The organism is Bradyrhizobium sp. 192, from assembly GCF_023100965.1.
Lineage (GTDB): Bacteria > Pseudomonadota > Alphaproteobacteria > Rhizobiales > Xanthobacteraceae > Bradyrhizobium > Bradyrhizobium symbiodeficiens.
On sequence record NZ_CP064690.1, the window covers coordinates 251276 to 266700 of the forward strand.

General features: G+C 66.0%; 13 protein-coding genes. 12 read left to right on the forward strand and 1 reads right to left on the reverse strand.

All coding sequences use genetic code 11. From position 1 onward, the window contains the following. The first annotated feature begins 70 nt into the window (after positions 1-70). The 4 genes from IVB24_RS01155 (at position 71) to IVB24_RS01170 (ending at position 5297) form a co-directional block, all read left to right on the forward strand. Positions 71-745: an OmpA family protein gene (locus IVB24_RS01155; protein ID WP_166467473.1), complete on the forward strand. Its 675-nt coding sequence runs from the start codon at positions 71-73 to the stop codon at positions 743-745. Between the two features lie 158 nt (positions 746-903). Then, positions 904-1833, forward strand: a complete 930-nt coding sequence (locus IVB24_RS01160; protein WP_094973869.1) for an efflux RND transporter periplasmic adaptor subunit — start codon at positions 904-906, stop codon at positions 1831-1833. Continuing rightward, positions 1833-4982, forward strand: coding sequence for an efflux RND transporter permease subunit (locus tag IVB24_RS01165; protein ID WP_094973868.1), 3150 nt, complete (start codon positions 1833-1835; stop codon positions 4980-4982). Before IVB24_RS01160 ends, IVB24_RS01165 begins: the two co-directional genes overlap by 1 nt. Before the next feature lie 87 nt (positions 4983-5069). Then, positions 5070-5297: a DUF433 domain-containing protein gene (locus IVB24_RS01170; protein ID WP_247771802.1), complete on the forward strand. Its 228-nt coding sequence runs from the start codon at positions 5070-5072 to the stop codon at positions 5295-5297. 2 nt (positions 5298-5299) lie between these two features. Here the strand turns inward: IVB24_RS01170 and IVB24_RS01175 are convergent, their stop codons facing one another. Continuing rightward, positions 5300-5974, reverse strand: coding sequence for a Crp/Fnr family transcriptional regulator (locus tag IVB24_RS01175; RefSeq protein WP_094973866.1), 675 nt, complete (start codon positions 5972-5974; stop codon positions 5300-5302). A gap of 235 nt (positions 5975-6209) precedes the next feature. Between IVB24_RS01175 and IVB24_RS01180 the strand changes: the two genes are divergently transcribed. The 8 genes from IVB24_RS01180 to IVB24_RS01215 all read left to right on the forward strand — a co-directional run bounded on the left by IVB24_RS01180 (position 6210) and on the right by IVB24_RS01215 (position 15421). Further along, on the forward strand, positions 6210-8282 hold the full coding sequence (locus tag IVB24_RS01180; protein WP_247771803.1) for an AsmA family protein: 2073 nt from the start codon (positions 6210-6212) through the stop codon (positions 8280-8282). 210 nt (positions 8283-8492) lie between these two features. Next, positions 8493-10940 carry an adenylate/guanylate cyclase domain-containing protein gene (locus tag IVB24_RS01185; protein WP_247771804.1) on the forward strand — a complete coding sequence of 816 codons (2448 nt, stop codon included), beginning with the start codon at positions 8493-8495 and terminating at the stop codon, positions 10938-10940. Between the two features lie 224 nt (positions 10941-11164). Further along, complete coding sequence (locus IVB24_RS01190; RefSeq protein WP_247771805.1) at positions 11165-11488, forward strand: hypothetical protein; 324 nt, start codon at positions 11165-11167, stop codon at positions 11486-11488. Continuing rightward, positions 11485-12030, forward strand: coding sequence for a hypothetical protein (locus IVB24_RS01195; protein ID WP_247771806.1), 546 nt, complete (start codon positions 11485-11487; stop codon positions 12028-12030). The genes IVB24_RS01190 and IVB24_RS01195 overlap by 4 nt, the downstream gene beginning before the upstream one ends. Before the next feature lie 126 nt (positions 12031-12156). Next, positions 12157-12864 carry a GntR family transcriptional regulator gene (locus IVB24_RS01200; RefSeq protein ID WP_247771807.1) on the forward strand — a complete coding sequence of 236 codons (708 nt, stop codon included), beginning with the start codon at positions 12157-12159 and terminating at the stop codon, positions 12862-12864. Between the two features lie 48 nt (positions 12865-12912). After that, positions 12913-13878: an ABC transporter substrate-binding protein gene (locus IVB24_RS01205; RefSeq protein WP_247771808.1), complete on the forward strand. Its 966-nt coding sequence runs from the start codon at positions 12913-12915 to the stop codon at positions 13876-13878. Positions 13879-13880: 2 nt separating this feature from the next. Beyond that, complete coding sequence (locus IVB24_RS01210) at positions 13881-14636, forward strand: ABC transporter permease (RefSeq protein WP_247771809.1); 756 nt, start codon at positions 13881-13883, stop codon at positions 14634-14636. Then, entirely contained in the window at positions 14615-15421 is an 807-nt protein-coding gene (locus IVB24_RS01215; RefSeq protein WP_247771810.1) for an ABC transporter ATP-binding protein, read from the forward strand. Before IVB24_RS01210 ends, IVB24_RS01215 begins: the two co-directional genes overlap by 22 nt. Positions 15422-15425: the final 4 nt, after the last annotated feature.

Genomic DNA, 15425 nt, shown 5'->3' on the forward strand with positions numbered 1-15425 from the left:
GCCTTCCCCGGGGGGCTCATTGCAGGAATTTTGGAACCGCGCGAAGCTGGCTGCGCAGGAGGGACTGGCTATGAAATCGGCTGCAAGAGGACTTATCGCGATCCTGTCCATCATCACCCTTGGCACCGCCCTGTCGCTGCCGCCCTCGTCCGCATTCGCCGGCGATGACGGCAACAGCAAGAACCTCACCGAGGACGACATCGTCCGCGCACTGGCGCCGGCGCCGAAGAAGCCCCTGACCCGCGGCCTGTCGATCGGCGCCCCGCAAGCCGACCTCGCGCCGAACGCGGCGGAGACCAAGCTGATCCAGTCCGTGCGCGGCCGCTCGACGCGTTCGCTGTCGTCGACCGAGCGTGAGGAGATCGCGTCCGTCGCCAAGGACAAGCCGAACATCGATCTCGAGATCACGTTCGACTACAACTCGGCCAATATCAGCGCCAAATCGCTTGCTTCAGTGCAGGCGCTCGGCCGCGCGCTGACCAGTCCCGACCTGAAGGGCTCCACCTTCGTGGTCGCCGGCCACACCGACGCCGCCGGCGGCGAGGCCTACAACCAGGACCTGTCGGAGCGCCGCGCGGATTCGATCAAGCGCTACCTCGTCGAGAAGTACAGCATCTCCGCGAGCGATCTCGTCACCGTCGGCTACGGCAAGAGCAAGCTGAAGGACCCGAGCCAGCCGATGGCGGAGGCCAACCGCCGCGTCCAGGTCGTCAACATGGAAAACAAGACCACCGCATCGAAGTGAGCACGACGTAATCCTTTGAAGTGACAAGTCGTGATGTGGTGTAAAGTCTTGCTTCCAGAGCGCGTCCCGCAGCCTTGCGGGACGCCGCTTTGTTTCAGGGAAACGCTTTCCATGGGCCTCGCGCGGCCGGCCGTGAGCCAGGCCAGGATGATCCGGCGATGAACCTCTCCGAATATCTCAAGCCCGCCGGAACCGTGGTGTTCGTCGTCGCGCTCGGCGTCGGCTATTACCTGTTCGAGCATCGCAAGCGTCCCGAGCCTAAGGAGACGCAGAGCGAGGCGCTGGTCATCGTGACGAAGTCGACCAATGCCTGCTTCTCCGATCTCGTGCGCGTGACCGGCTTCTTCGTGCCGCGCCGCGAGGCCGTGGTCATCGCCGACCAGGAGGGATCCAGGGTCACCGATCTCTTCGTCACCGAGGGCGCCGTCGTCACCGACAACCAGGAGCTGGCGCGCCTGACCGCGCCGCCGCAAATCCCGGGCCAGCCGCAGCGACCCGGTCCGCAAGGCCCGATCTCGCTGAAGGCACCTGCACCGGGCCTCGTCACCGAGATCCGCACCATCGTCGGCGCGCCCGCTTCGCCGCAGGCCGGCCCGATGTTCCGCATCGCCGTCAACAACGAGATCGAGCTCGATGCCCAGGTGCCGGCGGTGCACATGCCAAAGCTCAGCGCCGGCGCCACCGTGCGCATCAGCCGCGACGACGCGCCCGATCTGATCGGCCGGGTCCGGCTGGTTGCGCCCGAGATCGACCGCGCCACGCAGCTCGGCCGCGTCCGCATCAGCGTCACCAACAATCCGTCGCTGAAGATCGGCGTGTTCGCCCGCGCCTCGATCGACGCCAAGCGAAGCTGCGGCGTCTCGATCCCCAAGACAGCCATCGACCATCTCACCATTCAGGTCGTCAAGGACAACACGATCGAGACGCGCAAGGTGCGGGTCGGACTGTCGTCCGACAGTGCCACGGAAATCCTGGAAGGGCTCGAGGTCGGCGAAATCGTCGTAGCCGATGCCGGCTCTTCGCTCCATGACGGCGACCACATCAAAACCATGTTCGCCGATGAACTCGATCGCACGCGGGTACGCTGATGGCACTCAATATCTCGGCATGGTCGATCCGTAATCCGCTGCCGTCGGTCGTCTTCTCGATCATCCTCCTGGTTCTCGGCTGGGTCTCCTTCACCAAGCTCGCCGTGACGCGGCTGCCGTCGGCCGACATTCCCGTGATCTCGGTCGTGGTCTCGCAATTCGGCGCTGCGCCCGCCGAACTCGAATCGCAGGTCACCAAGACGGTCGAAGACGCGGTCTCCGGCGTCGAGGGCGTGCGGCACATCACCTCACAGATCACCGACGGCGTGTCGGTGACCACGATCCAGTTCGCGCTGGAGACCAACACCGACCGCGCCCTCAACGACGTCAAGGACGCGGTGACGCGCGTGCGCTCCAACCTGCCGCAGAACGTCACCGAGCCGCTGATCCAGCGCGTCGACGTGATCGGGCTGCCGATCGTCACCTATGCCGCGATCTCGCCCGGCAAGACGCCGGAGCAGCTCTCCTATTTCGTCGACGACGTGGTCAAGCGCGCCCTGCAAGGCGTCCGCGGCGTTGCCCAGGTCGAGCGCATCGGCGGTGTCGAGCGCGAGATCCTGGTCTCGCTCGATCCCGATCGCCTGCAGGCGATGGGCCTGACTGCCGTCAATGTCAGCCAGAGCCTGCGCGGCACCAATGTCGACGTCGCCGGCGGCCGCGCCGAGATCGGCAAGAACGACCAGGCGATCCGCACGCTCGCCGGCGCCAAGACGCTCAGCGACCTCGCCGGCACCATGATCCCGCTGTTCGGCGGCGGCGAGGTCCGGCTCGACGATCTCGGCACCGTCACCGACACCATCGCCGACCGCCGCACCTTCGCCCGCTTCAACGGCGAGCCCATCGTCGCGCTCGGCATCAAGCGCTCCAAGGGCGCCAGCGACGTGAAGGTGGCCGAGGCCGTGCAGAAGCGCGTCGACGCGCTCAAGGCCGCCTATCCCGACGTCGACCTCAAGGTGATCGACACCTCGGTCGAATACACCAACGGCAATTACCACGCGGCGATCTCGACCCTGTTCGAGGGCGCCATCCTCGCCGTCATCATCGTGCTGCTGTTCCTGCGCGACCTGCGCGCGACCATCATTGCCGCGATCTCGCTGCCCCTGTCGATCTTCCCGGCGTTCTGGGCGATGGACCTGCTCGGCTTCTCGCTCAACCTCGTCAGCTTCCTCGCCATCACGCTGTCGACAGGCATTCTCGTCGACGATGCCATCGTCGAGATCGAGAACATCGTCCGGCACATGAACATGGGCAAATCGCCCTATCGCGCCGCCCTCGAAGCCGCCGACGAGATCGGCCTCGCGGTGATCGCGATCTCGCTGACGATCATCGCGATCTTCGCACCCGCAAGCTTCATGTCGGGCATCGCCGGACAGTTCTTCAAGCAGTTCGGCATCACCGTCTCGGTGCAGGTGTTCTTCTCGCTGCTCGCCGCGCGCTTCGTCACGCCGGTGCTGGCGGCCTACTTCCTCAAACACCATACGCACGAGGAGCCGCCGCCCGGCCGCATATTGCGGTCCTATCACCGGCTCGTGGCCTGGTCGGTGAAGCATTATTTCATCACGGTGCTGATCGGCTTCGGCGTGTTCGCCGCCTCGATCTGGAGCATCACGCTGCTGCCGCAGGGATTCCTGCCGGCGCAGGACAGCGCACGCTCGCTGCTGGCGCTCGAGCTGCCTCCGGGCACTCAGCTCGCCTACACCGAAAAGGTCACCGAGGACATCGTCGCACGCCTGCGCAAGCGGCCCGAGGTAAAGAGCATCTTCGTCGACGGCGGACGTGTCCCGCCGGGCACGCAGGAGGTCCGGCGCGCCGCGCTGATCATCAACTACACGCCCAAGGATGCCCGCGACATCACCCAGCGCGAGCTCGAATTCTCGATCAGCCAGGAATTGGAGAACATCCCCGACATCCGCTTCTGGTTCCTGGACGAAAACGGCCTGCGCGCCATCTCGCTGGTCGTGACCGGTGTCGACGCCAACATCGTCAATAATTTCGCGAGCGAGCTCGCGACGCAGATGAAGCGCATTCCCACCATCTCCAACGTGATCTCGGAAACCACGCTGGAGCGGCCCGAGCTACGCGTCGAACCGCGCGCCGATCTCGCCGCGCGGCTCGGCGTCTCGACCGAAAGCCTGTCGCAGACCATCCGCGTCGCCACCATCGGCGACGTCGGACCCGCGCTCGCCAAGTTCGACGTCGGCGACCGTCTGGTGCCGATCCGCGTGCAGCTCGAGGACGCCGCGCGCGGCAATCTGAAGACGCTGGAACAGTTGCGCGTGCCGCTCGGCGAACACGGCGAGAAGGGCGGCGTGCCGCTCTCGGTCATCGCCGACGTCAAGCTCGACCAGGGTCCGACCAGCATCAACCGGTATGATCGCGAGCGGCAGGCGACGGTCGCCGCCGACCTCGTCGGATCCGCTGCGCTCGGCGACGCCACCAAGAAGATCTACGACCTGCCGGTGATGAAGAGCCGGCCGAAGGGCGTGAAGGTCTCTCCCTCCGGCGACGCCGAAAGCCTCAACGAGCTGTCCGACGGCTTCGCCACCGCGATCACGGCGGGCCTGATGATGGTCTACGCCGTGCTGGTGCTGCTGTTCGGCACCTTCCTGCAGCCGATCACCATCCTGTTCTCGCTGCCGCTCTCGATCGGCGGCGCCATCGCGGCCCTGCTCCTCACCGGCAAGCAGCTGACCACGCCGGTGTGGATCGGCATCCTGATGCTGATGGGCATCGTCACCAAGAACGCGATTATGCTGGTGGAATTCGCGATTGAAGCGATTCACGCCGGCAAGCCGCGCGAAGAGGCCATGATCGACGCCGGCATGAAGCGCGCCCGCCCGATCGTGATGACCACCATCGCAATGGCCGCGGGCATGATGCCGAGCGCGCTCGCGGTCGGCGCCGGCGGCGAGTTCCGCTCGCCGATGGCGCTCGCAGTGATCGGCGGCCTGATCTTCTCGACCATCCTGTCACTGGTGTTCGTGCCCGCGATGTTCATGGTGATGGACGATCTCGGCGCCCTGATCTGGCGCTTCGCCAAGCGGCTGATCGTGCACAGCGAGGATGCGGAGGCGGACGCTCATCACGGATCGGCACCGGCGGAAGCAGGGCCAGCGCCGAAGAATATCATCCACCCCGCTGCGGAGTGAGGCTCCGAACGAGCGAGCTTAGAGTCACACGCTGGCGCAAGTCGTTCGTTCGCGCTAGCCTATGCCATGGCTTTTGTGCGTATCACGATGGACCCTGCCGTCTGCGCTGGCAAAGCCTGCATTCGCGGGCTGCGGTTTCCAGTCGCGCGATTGCTCAGCCTACTGGCAGCCGGCGAGACGCGCGAAGCCATCCTTAATGACTACCCGTATCTCGAGCGCGAAGACTTTGGCGAGGCATTGCGATACGCGGCCTTCCTCGCAGAGGACATGGCCGTCGATCTGCCTCGCCCGTCCAAGCGAAGTGAAATTCGCTAGACTCACTCGTTCCGCGCGATCGCGGTCAGCTTGGTCATGTTCCGCAGCAGGATGCGGCCGCGCTGCAGATCGAGGATCGCTTCCTTGCGCCAGGCCTGCAGCTGGCGGTTGACGCTCTCGCGCGCGGCGCCGACGAAGACGCCGAGCTGCTCCTGCGAGATGTGCACCTCGGAACCGAAATCGGCAGCGAGCGCGCAAAGCCGCCGCGCCAGCCGCACCGGCAGCGGCTGCAGCATGGATTCCTCCATACGCTCGCTCTGCCAGCGGATGCGCTGGCACAGCAGCGCGATGATCTTGATCGCCACCTTCGGCTCCCGCTCGAGGAAGGCGAGAAAATCTTCGCGCCGCAGCACGAACAATTCGCTGGCCTCGCCCGCGGTCGCATCCGCGGTGCGATTCTGGCCGTCCAGCACCGCGACTTCACCGAACAGATCGCCCGGTCCCATGAAATTCAGCGTCAGCCGGCTGCCGTCGGACGAGCCGGTCTCGATGCGGACCTGGCCGCGGCGCACGCCGAACAGCGCGTCGCCGGCATCGCCCTTCTGGAACAGCACCTCGCCGTTCCCCAGATGCTGGGTGTGGCAGAGATTGGACAACCGCTGGAGCTCGTCCGTACCGAGATCAGCGAACATGGCGTTCATCTTCAGAATGACCGCAAATTCGGCCTGCTTGCTCATTTCAATGTCCTTGTGAACGTCCTGGTCAGTCTTGTTGGCAAATCGCTTGAAACCATCAACATCAGCATCGCGTAAAACCGCGCCGGCGAAGTGTGTCATAAGTCACATAACTTTGCAGCACCTCCTGATTATTTTTACGCGCTTGGAGCCGCTTCCCGTCCGGGGATAAACTCGGGCGCGAAGGATGGTCAGCCGGCGGCATTCGACGCCGATTGTCCGTCAGTGGAAAGTCGATATGAGAGCAGTGAAATTCGCCGGCGCGGCTTTGGCCGCCGTCATCATCGTGGTCGCAATCCTGCTGGTGATCGGGATCCCCTCGGGCTTCCTGACCTCGACGATCGCCTCGCGCGTCGAGAGCGCGACCGGCTATCGCCTGTCGATCGACGGCACCACCAGGATCAGCCTGTGGCCGACGCTGAACGTCACGCTGAACGACCTCTCGCTTGCCGACCCCCGGGATCGCAGCGGCATCACGCGCTTGACGGTCGACAGCGTGCAGGCCGACATGTCGCTCTCCAGCGTGTGGTCGGGCCGCCCCGAGATCAAGGAGCTGATCGTCACCCATCCCGTGCTCTACCAGCCGCTGCTGCGTGAGCGCCTGCCGAATACCGGAGGCTCGTCGAAGCCGCTGGCGATCGACGTCGACGGTGCGTCCATCGGCCGCGTCAAGGTCACCGACGGCGAAGTCGCATTCGCGCGCATGCGCGATCGTGTCGAGGGCCGCATCAGCGCCATCAACGCCGACGCGACCATCGGCCGCGACCGCAAGGTCAGCATCACCGGCACCGCGCGTGTCGGCGACCACCCGACCAAGTTCGACATCAAGGCGACCACGCCAGCGCCGCCGGTCGACCGGCCGACGATCCCGGTGGATTTCGCCATCGACATGCCCGACGTGCTGAAGTCTCAGCTCACCGGTCATGCCGAGATGCGGATGAACGGCGATATCGTGATGATCAACGGCGTGAATGGCCGGCTCGGCGACGACGCCTTCAACGGCTGGGCTTCGGTCGACATCGCCAGCAAGCCGCTGGTCAAGCTCGACCTCGACTTCCAGCGGCTGGCTGTACCGCTGGCGAAATCGCCGCAGGGCACGGCCGGGCAGCCCTGGAGCGATGCGCCGATCAACGTGTCCGGGCTCAACTATGTCGATGCGCAAGTGAGGATCTCCGCGAACGAAGCCGTGATCGGCGATGCCCGCATCGCGCCGCTGGCGCTCGATGCCAAGCTTGCCGGCGGCGTGCTGAAGGTCGGCACCGCCAATCTCGGCGCCTATGGCGGCCAGGTTTCGGGCGAGGTTATCCTGGACGCGACCACCGGCGCGCCGAGCTTTGCCATGCATTCCGACCTCGTCGGCGTGCGCGCATTGCCGCTGCTGCAGGGCCTCGCCGAATTCGACCGCATTGACGGCAAGCTGCAGGCCAAGCTCGCTTTGCGCAGCGCCGGCACCAGCCAGCGCGCGCTGATGGCGAACATGCAGGGCACGGCGTTCGTCAATTTCCAGGACGGCGCCATCCGCGGCATCAACGTCGCGCAGATGATCCGCTCGCTGACATCGGGCACGCTGTCCGGCTGGCAGGACAGCCATAATGCCGGCCAGGAGCAGAGCACGGATCTGTCGCAGCTCTCGGCCTCCTTCCGCATCGACAAGGGCCAGGCGGTGACGACCGATCTCAACCTGATCGGACCGCTGGTGCGCGTCACCGGCGCCGGCACCATCGCGCTCGATACCAAGATGATGGGTTTTCGCGTCGAGCCGAAGCTGGTGATGACGACCGAAGGTCAGGGCCGCGCCAATGAGCCGGTCGGCTTCGGCATTCCCGTGATGATCCAGGGCCCCTGGTCGCAGCCGAAGATCTACCCCGACATGGCCGGCATGCTGGACAATCCGGATGCCGCCTATGCCAAGCTGCGCGAGATGGGCAAGGGCCTGTTCGGCCCCGACGGCGCCGGGCTCGGCAACATCCTGGGCAGTCTGGGCAATCTCGGCCTCGGCGGCACGACCGCACCCGGCGGCAACGCAGCCGGCAATGCCAATCCGCAGGCGCAGCAGCCGGGGCAGAACAATCTGCTCGGCGGCCCCTTGGGCGAGGCGATCGGCAATTTGCTTCAGCAGGGACTGTCCAATGGCGCGGGAAGCAGCACCGGCGCCGCGCCAGGCAGCGGCCGCAGCCGCAGCCTGCCGGCGACGCCTTCCACACCGGCGCCGCAGGCCTCGCCTGCAGCTCCGGCCCTCGACGACCCGCCGGTCGCGCAGCAGGACAGTCAGCCAATGAACGACGTGCTGCGGCAACTTTTCAACCGGTAATGGGCGGATTCGCAGGCCTGGCTCCAAGGCCATCCGCTTACACCAGCCGCCCCGCTTCCGGCTTCCTCCGAACGGATGAGGCAGGGGCAATCCGTCCCTTCTTACCTGCCACCGCGAGTAACCACGCCGGCTGCTCGGCGGCCCTTTGGCCCGAATTGTGATAGAAGGACCCCGCAGCGCCGGCGTCGATGGCGGCGCAAGAGGATCGGGATGGCAGGAGCGAACGACAAGACACGGTTTCTGCGCGAGGGTCTGTTCGCCAAATACGTCGTCTCCCTCGTCGGCCTCGTCGTGTTCGTGCTCGCCGTCAACGGCGCGATGGAGACCTGGATCTCCTACCGCGCCACGAGGACCCAGCTGACCGACGGGCTGGAGGACAAGGCGCAGGCCGCCGCCCGGCGGATCGAGCAGTCGATCTCGGAGCTCGACCGCCAGATCAGCTGGGTGACGCGGGCGAGCCAGGACACGCTCGAAAAGCGCCGCGCCGATTACGCGTCGCTGCTGCACCAGGTCTCGGTCGTCAACCAGCTGTTCCAGCTCAACGGCGAGGGCCGCGAGGTGCTGCGCGTCTCGCGCCAGTCGACCACGACCGGCAGCAACGCCGATCTCTCCCGCGACATGCGCTTCACCGACACGGTCGCCCGCGGCGTCAGCTATGCGCCGGCCTGGTTCGCCGACAAGACGCCGTTGATGTCGATCTCGGTGGCGCATTCCGGCTTCAATGCCGGCGTCACCGTGGCCGAGATCGATCTCGGCTTCCTCTCCGACTTCCTGTCCGACGCGCAGGTCGGCAAGGCCGCCTTTGCCTATGTCGTCGATCCCCGCGGCCGCGTGCTGGCGACGTCGTCCAAGGGGCCCGAGATCGGCAAGGATCTGTCGAAGCTGCCGCAGGTCGCAGCCGCGATCGCGCCCGGCCATGAGGGCGACAGTTCGGGCACCGACTTCAACGGCCAATCGGTGATGAGCGCCGCCAGCACCGTGCCGAAGCTCGGCTGGAGCGCGCTGTTCGAGCAGCCGACCACGCAGGCCCTGATGCCGATCCGCGACCAGCTGGTGCGCATCGCGCTGCTGATCGGCATGGGCCTGATGGTCGCCATCCTTGCCGGCACGCTGCTCGCGCGCCGCATGATCATCCCGATCACGGCGCTGCGCGACGGCGCGCACAGGCTCGGCGAGGGCGATTTCAGCCACCGCATCGACGTGAAGACATCGGACGAGCTGGAAGATCTCGCCAGCCAGTTCAACCGCATGGCCGGCCAGATCCAGGAGACCTATTCGGACCTGGAGACCAAGGTCGAAGAGCGCACGCGCGATCTGGCGCAGTCGATCAACGAGCTGAAGGTGCTGGAGGAAGTCGGCCGCGCCGTCGCCTCCTCGCTCGATCTCAACGCCGTGCTGCCGACGATCGCCGCGCGCGCGATCGAAATCACCCATGCCGACGCCGTGCTGATCTACGGCTTCGATGCGGAGACGCGCCGCTTCAACCTGGTCGAGGCCGGCGGCATCGACAGATCCGCCGACGGCGCCCACGTCACCATCGACGAAGGCGAGAACATCCTGAGCGATGCCGCGAGATGCGGCGAGCCGATCGCGCTTGCCGACATCGACCGGGCCAGCGAGCAGCCGTTGCGCGAGGTCGCGATCGCGGCCGGCTTCCACTCGGTGCTGGTCGTGCCGCTGGTCGACCAGCAGGGCACGCTCGGCGCGCTGGTGGTGCTGCGGCGCGCGAGCGGCGAGTTCGCGGCCAGCATCATCGGCCTGATGCGCACCTTCGCCAACCAGGCCGTGCTGGCGATGCGCAATGCGCGGCTGTTCACCGAGGTCGACCACAAGAGCCACGCGCTGGAGACCGCGAACGAGACCGTGCGCGCCCAGGCCGACAAGCTGCGGATGCAGACCGAGCAATTGAAGGACTGGAACAAGTCGCTGGAGGAACGCGTCAAGACCCAGCTCGGCGAGATCGAGCGCATCCGCAAGCTCGAGCGTTTCCTGGCGCCGCAGGTGGCGCAGCTGATCGCATCCTCCGACAGCCCGGAAGGATTGCTCACCAGCCAGCGCCGCGAGGTGACCGTGGTGTTCTGCGATCTGCGCGGCTTCACCGCGTTCACCGAAGCGACCGAGCCGGAAGAGGCGATGAACGTGCTGCGCGAATATCACGCAGCGCTCGGCAAGCTGATCTTCAAATACGAGGGCACGCTCGACAAATATGCCGGGGACGGCGTGATGATCCTGTTCAACGCGCCGATCCAGTTCGAGGATCACACCCAGCGCGCCGTGAAGATGGCGGTGGAGATGCGCGAGACCATCGGCCCGCTGACCGAGCGCTGGCGCAACCGCGGGCACAGCCTCGGCTTCGGCATCGGCATCGCGGTCGGCTATGCCACGCTCGGCCAGGTCGGCTTCGAGCAGCGGCTGGAATATGCCGCGATCGGCAGCGTCACCAACCTCGCCTCACGACTCTGCGGCGAGGCCAAGCCCAACCAGATCGTGGTCAGCCGCCGCGTCTACGGCATCGTCGAGCAATGGGTCGAAGCGCAGCCGCTCGACGATCTCCAGCTCAAGGGCTTCAATCATCCTGTGCTGGCGATGGAGATCCTGAACTGGCGCGAGGAAGTCGAGAACGTGGTGGACGCGTCGGTGGCGCGGCGGCGCGGGTAGTCGCTGGCGAAAAACGCGAAAACAACCCCATGCACAGTAGACGGGGCCTGCAAGATCAACGAGTTACAAATGGCGTTTGGACGCTCGCTTGCACGGCTGTTTGACACGTCGGGCAGAACACCGAGGGAGCGCTTTACCTCGCCTCCCCTCACGAACCCCATCCCCGTTCCCCGCGACTAACCTTCGCCTCAACGGCGAGGCAACGATCCGGATGGAGACCACCCGTGGCGCTTGCCTTGCCTTCGCGTGCTTATGATCTGCAGATGCTGGGGCGTCCCGTCGACCGGGCGCGCGACCAGGGCTGGGTGTTTGGGCTGCCGCCGGGCATCACGAGCGCGCAATGGCCGCTCGATCCCGTCACCGGCTATCCGCTGATACACGGCTTCACGCTGCTGCTGCCGGAGGATTATCGCGTGCATGGGGCGGACATCGTCGCATTGTCGTTCTTTGCCACCGCGCCGATCACAATGACGGCGGCGCGCCTGACGATCCTGAAGTGCGCGAGGCCGTGCTGGCGAGGCCTTCTCATCCGCGCCTGTCGCGGATGACCGACATTCTCGACTACGACTATGCCGCGCTGCTGCTGACGCGCGCCGAATATGAAGGCCCGTTCGCGACACCGCCGGCGCCGCTTGCACTGGCGACCGCCGAGCGGCCACGCTGGCTCGATGTCGGCGGCGCCAGCGCCTTCTTCGAGGCTGCTCCGACTTTCGCCAAGAAGATGCTCGGCGCGTCGCCGCGCGCCGATCTCGGCGAGACCCGCGCCATCGTGCTCGCGCCGCGCGCTGATGACCCCAACGCCGGCAAGGGCCCACAGGACGAGCACGTTCGCAGCAACCCGCCGACCGGCTATCAGCCCTATTACTATTATGTCGGCGGCAAACCGGGCCGCGACAATTTCCGCCTGCACGAGTGGAGCAAGGACCACGCCCCGAACCATCTCGGCGGCACCATGCGGCCTTGCCAGGCGGTGCCGGAGATGAGCCCGTTCTACGTCGAGTTCGAGGAATATTTCGGAGGCTATAATTTCGGCGGCGGCAATGCGCAGCTCGATTTCAAGGCGATGAAGTTCGACTGGGCTTGCGGGTGATCGCGGCGAGCGTGCGGCTTGTGCCCGCGCTCAACCAGGAGGCTACAAAAAATCGATTTTCGATTTTCTGTTGACCCGTCGGCGCGTGCTTGCGATCATCGCCGGATGGGTCCGCTTCAGTTCGATATGTCCGGGAGCCCGGGCGATGGTCCGCGCAGCCTGACCTCGGCGCTGCATGAGCGGCTGCGCGCCGATATCCTGGCCGCGCGGCTGCTGCCGGCGCAGAAGCTCCATATCGCAGGCCTCGCCAAGCAGTTTTCGGTGAGTCTTGCCGCGGTCCGCGAGGCGCTGTCGCGCCTGGTCGCCGATGGCCTGGTGCAGGCCTCGGACCAGCGCGGCTTTCGCGTCAGCCCGGTGTCGCTCGCCGATCTCGCCGACGTGACGCAGACGCGGATCGATATCGAGGGGCTCGCGCTGCGGCGCTCGATCGAGCGCGGCGACGAGGCCTGGCTTGCATCGGTGAAATCGACCTGGTCGGCCCTGAAGGCCGTCCCCTATCACTATCCCGACGATCCCACGGTGCATTACGAGGAATGGGTGATCCGTCACCGCATTTTCCACCGCGCGCTGGTCAATGCCTGCGGCTCGCCATGGCTGCTCGGCTTCCGCGACGTGCTGCACGAGCAGAGCGAGCGATATCGCCGCCTCTCGATCCGCCGCGAGCCCGGCGTCAAGCCGCGCGACGTCGAGGCCGAGCACGAGGCGATCGTCGCCGCCGTGACGAAGCGCGATGCCGATGCGGCAGTTCACGCCTTGTCAAAGCATTTCGGCACCACCAAGGAGTTCGTCGAGCTCGCCGCCTCGCGCATCGCGGAGGTGAGCCGCACGATTTGACGATCCGGACAAATCCGGCACGTAAAAAACAGAAACCGGGAGAAAACAATGAAGATCAATCGACGCCACGCGATCCTGTCGCTGGTTGCCGCCACCATGCTGGCCGGCCCTGCGAACGCTGCCGACACCATCCGCGTCGGCCTGCCCACCAAGACATATTGGCCGACGACGATCGCCGAGACCGCGGTGCGGCAAAAGCTGTTCGAGAAGGAAGGCATCCAGGCCGAGCTGACGATCTACCGCAGCGGCGCCGAAACCTTCGAGGGCATGGCCGCGGGCGCGGCCGACATCATCCTCGATCCGCCGTCGCTGGTCTCCGCGGGGCGCAAGAAGGGCGTGATGTCGCGCATCGTCGCCAACGCCGCGATGGGCAATTTCGGCTGGCAGCTGATGGTGCCGACCAAATCGACGCTCGAGGTCAAGGATCTCAACGGCAAGAAGGTGGCGATCACCGCGGCCGGCTCGGGCTCGGACCTGCTCGCGCTGTGGACCATCCAGGACAAGAAGATCGACTTCACGCGCGTTCCCGTCGGCGGCGGCGGCCTGGTGCCGAACCTGCTCGCCGGCAATGTCGAGGCCGCCGTGGTCTATTCGCCGCTGAGCTTCCAGATCTCGAAATCCGGCGAAGCCAAGTCCATCCTCGACTATTCGACCGCGGTGCCGCCGAACCTCACCGCGGGCTGGATCGTGCTCGACAAGCTCGCGGAGGCGAAGCCTCAGCTGGTGCAGAAGGCGGTGAACGCGCTCTACGGCGCGGTCGCCTTCATGCGCGCCAACCGCGAAATCACCGTCAAGCTGATCGCCGAGCTCTACGAAATGCCGCCGGAGATCGCCGCCCTCGAATACGACAACACGATCATGAAGCTCGAGACCAGCGGCGACATGGGCGCGGCCAATGTGAGCGCCGCCGTGCAGCTGTCGCTCGATCTCGCCAAGCTCGGCGGGCTCAAGGACATCGTGCCGGCCGAGGACGTGATCTCGACCAAGTTCAAGCCCGTCCCGACCAAGCCGTAACGATGCAGGGCTCGCTTGCCATCAACCTCGCCAGGATCGCGATCATCCTCGCGGTCCTGGCGCTGTGGGAGGCGCTGTCGCGCACCGGCATCGTCAATCCCCGCCTGCTGCCGTCGGCGTCCGACACGTTCGCGACGCTCGGCGAGCTCTTGCAGCGCGCCGCGGTGCAGAAGGACCTGATGGTCACCGCGACCGAGGTGCTGACGGCGTTCGCGCTGGCCGTGCCGTTCGGCGCGCTGATCGGTTTTTTGGTCGCGGAGAACCGCTACTTCGCAGACGTCGCCAAGCCGCTGCTGTTCTTCGCCTTCAGCATCCCGAAATCGATCTTCCTGCCGATGTTCATCCTGGTGTTCGGCGTCGGCTTCGCCCAGAAGGTCGGCTTCGGCTTCTTCTCGACGATCTTCATCGTGATCATGTCGACCACGACCGCAGTGGAATCGGTCAAGGTCGAGCATCTCACGGTGGCGCGCTCCTATGGCGCCACGCGGATGCAGACCGCGTTCCGCGTCTACCTGCCGAGCATGCTGCCGGTGCTGCTGGAGGCGCTGCGGATCTCCATGATCTTCAACCTCACCGGTGTGATCCTCGCCGAGATGTATGCCTCGCGCGACGGCATCGGCCATCAGATCGCGACCTGGGGCGAGAATTTCCAGATGAAGCAACTCCTCGCCGGCGTCGTGATGGTCGCCGCGATCGCCATGACCTTCAACGAACTTGTCAGATGGGTGGAAACGCGATGCAGCCATTGGCGAACGTGACCCAATTGAAGCCCGCGGCGCGCGCCGGCGCGATCGAGGTGAAGAACGTCGGCCAGGTGTTCAAGACCCGGTCGCAGGACGTCGTCGCGCTGGAGGACGTCTCGCTCGAGGTCAAGCCCGGCCGCTTCGTCGTGCTGGTCGGCCCCAGCGGCTGCGGCAAGTCCACGCTGCTGATGATGATGGCGGGCCTGCGCCAGCAGACCGCGGGCACCATCACCATCAGCGGCGCGCCGATCCTGCAGCCCGACCCTGATAGAGTCGGCGTGGTGTTCCAGGAGGCGAGCCTGTTTCCGTGGCTGACCGCCGAGGACAATGTCGAGTTTCCACTGGCGCTGCGCGGCGTGCCGAAGGCCGAGCGACACGCCAAGGCGCAGGATGCGCTCAAGCTGGTCGGGCTCGACGGTTTCGGCAGGCGCCATCCGCACGAGCTCTCCGGCGGCATGAAGCAGCGCGTCTCGATCGCGCGCGGCCTTGTGCAGGACCCGCCGGTGCTCTTGATGGACGAGCCGTTCGCCGCACTCGACGAGCAGACCCGCATGACCATGGGCGACGAGCTGCTGCGGATCTGGGCGGCCACCGGCAAGACCGTCGTGTTCGTCACGCACAGCCTGACCGAAGCGGTCTATCTCGCCGACGAGGTGATCGTGATGTCGGCGCGGCCCGGCCGCATCGTCGACCATCTCCAGGTCCAGCTGCCGCGGCCCCGCACCTACGAGATGCTGAGCGGCGATGCGTTCGGAACCTTGCGCGACCGCATCTGGCGGCACATCCGCAAATCGGCGTGAGACG

What these genes read in the sequence shown, in the direction of transcription:
- IVB24_RS01160 (WP_094973869.1), top strand. Translation starts at nt 904, where the DNA reads ATGAACCTCTCCGAATATCTCAAGCCCGCCGGAACCGTGGTGTTCGTC.
- IVB24_RS01185 (WP_247771804.1), top strand. Translation starts at nt 8,493, where the DNA reads ATGGCAGGAGCGAACGACAAGACACGGTTTCTGCGCGAGGGTCTGTTC.
- IVB24_RS01200 (WP_247771807.1), top strand. Translation starts at nt 12,157, where the DNA reads ATGTCCGGGAGCCCGGGCGATGGTCCGCGCAGCCTGACCTCGGCGCTG.
- IVB24_RS01155 (WP_166467473.1), top strand. Translation starts at nt 71, where the DNA reads ATGAAATCGGCTGCAAGAGGACTTATCGCGATCCTGTCCATCATCACC.
- IVB24_RS01175 (WP_094973866.1), bottom strand. Translation starts at nt 5,974, where the DNA reads ATGAGCAAGCAGGCCGAATTTGCGGTCATTCTGAAGATGAACGCCATG.
- IVB24_RS01170 (WP_247771802.1), top strand. Translation starts at nt 5,070, where the DNA reads ATGGACCCTGCCGTCTGCGCTGGCAAAGCCTGCATTCGCGGGCTGCGG.
- IVB24_RS01195 (WP_247771806.1), top strand. Translation starts at nt 11,485, where the DNA reads ATGACCGACATTCTCGACTACGACTATGCCGCGCTGCTGCTGACGCGC.
- IVB24_RS01210 (WP_247771809.1), top strand. Translation starts at nt 13,881, where the DNA reads ATGCAGGGCTCGCTTGCCATCAACCTCGCCAGGATCGCGATCATCCTC.
- IVB24_RS01205 (WP_247771808.1), top strand. Translation starts at nt 12,913, where the DNA reads ATGAAGATCAATCGACGCCACGCGATCCTGTCGCTGGTTGCCGCCACC.
- IVB24_RS01180 (WP_247771803.1), top strand. Translation starts at nt 6,210, where the DNA reads ATGAGAGCAGTGAAATTCGCCGGCGCGGCTTTGGCCGCCGTCATCATC.
- IVB24_RS01165 (WP_094973868.1), top strand. Translation starts at nt 1,833, where the DNA reads ATGGCACTCAATATCTCGGCATGGTCGATCCGTAATCCGCTGCCGTCG.
- IVB24_RS01215 (WP_247771810.1), top strand. Translation starts at nt 14,615, where the DNA reads ATGCAGCCATTGGCGAACGTGACCCAATTGAAGCCCGCGGCGCGCGCC.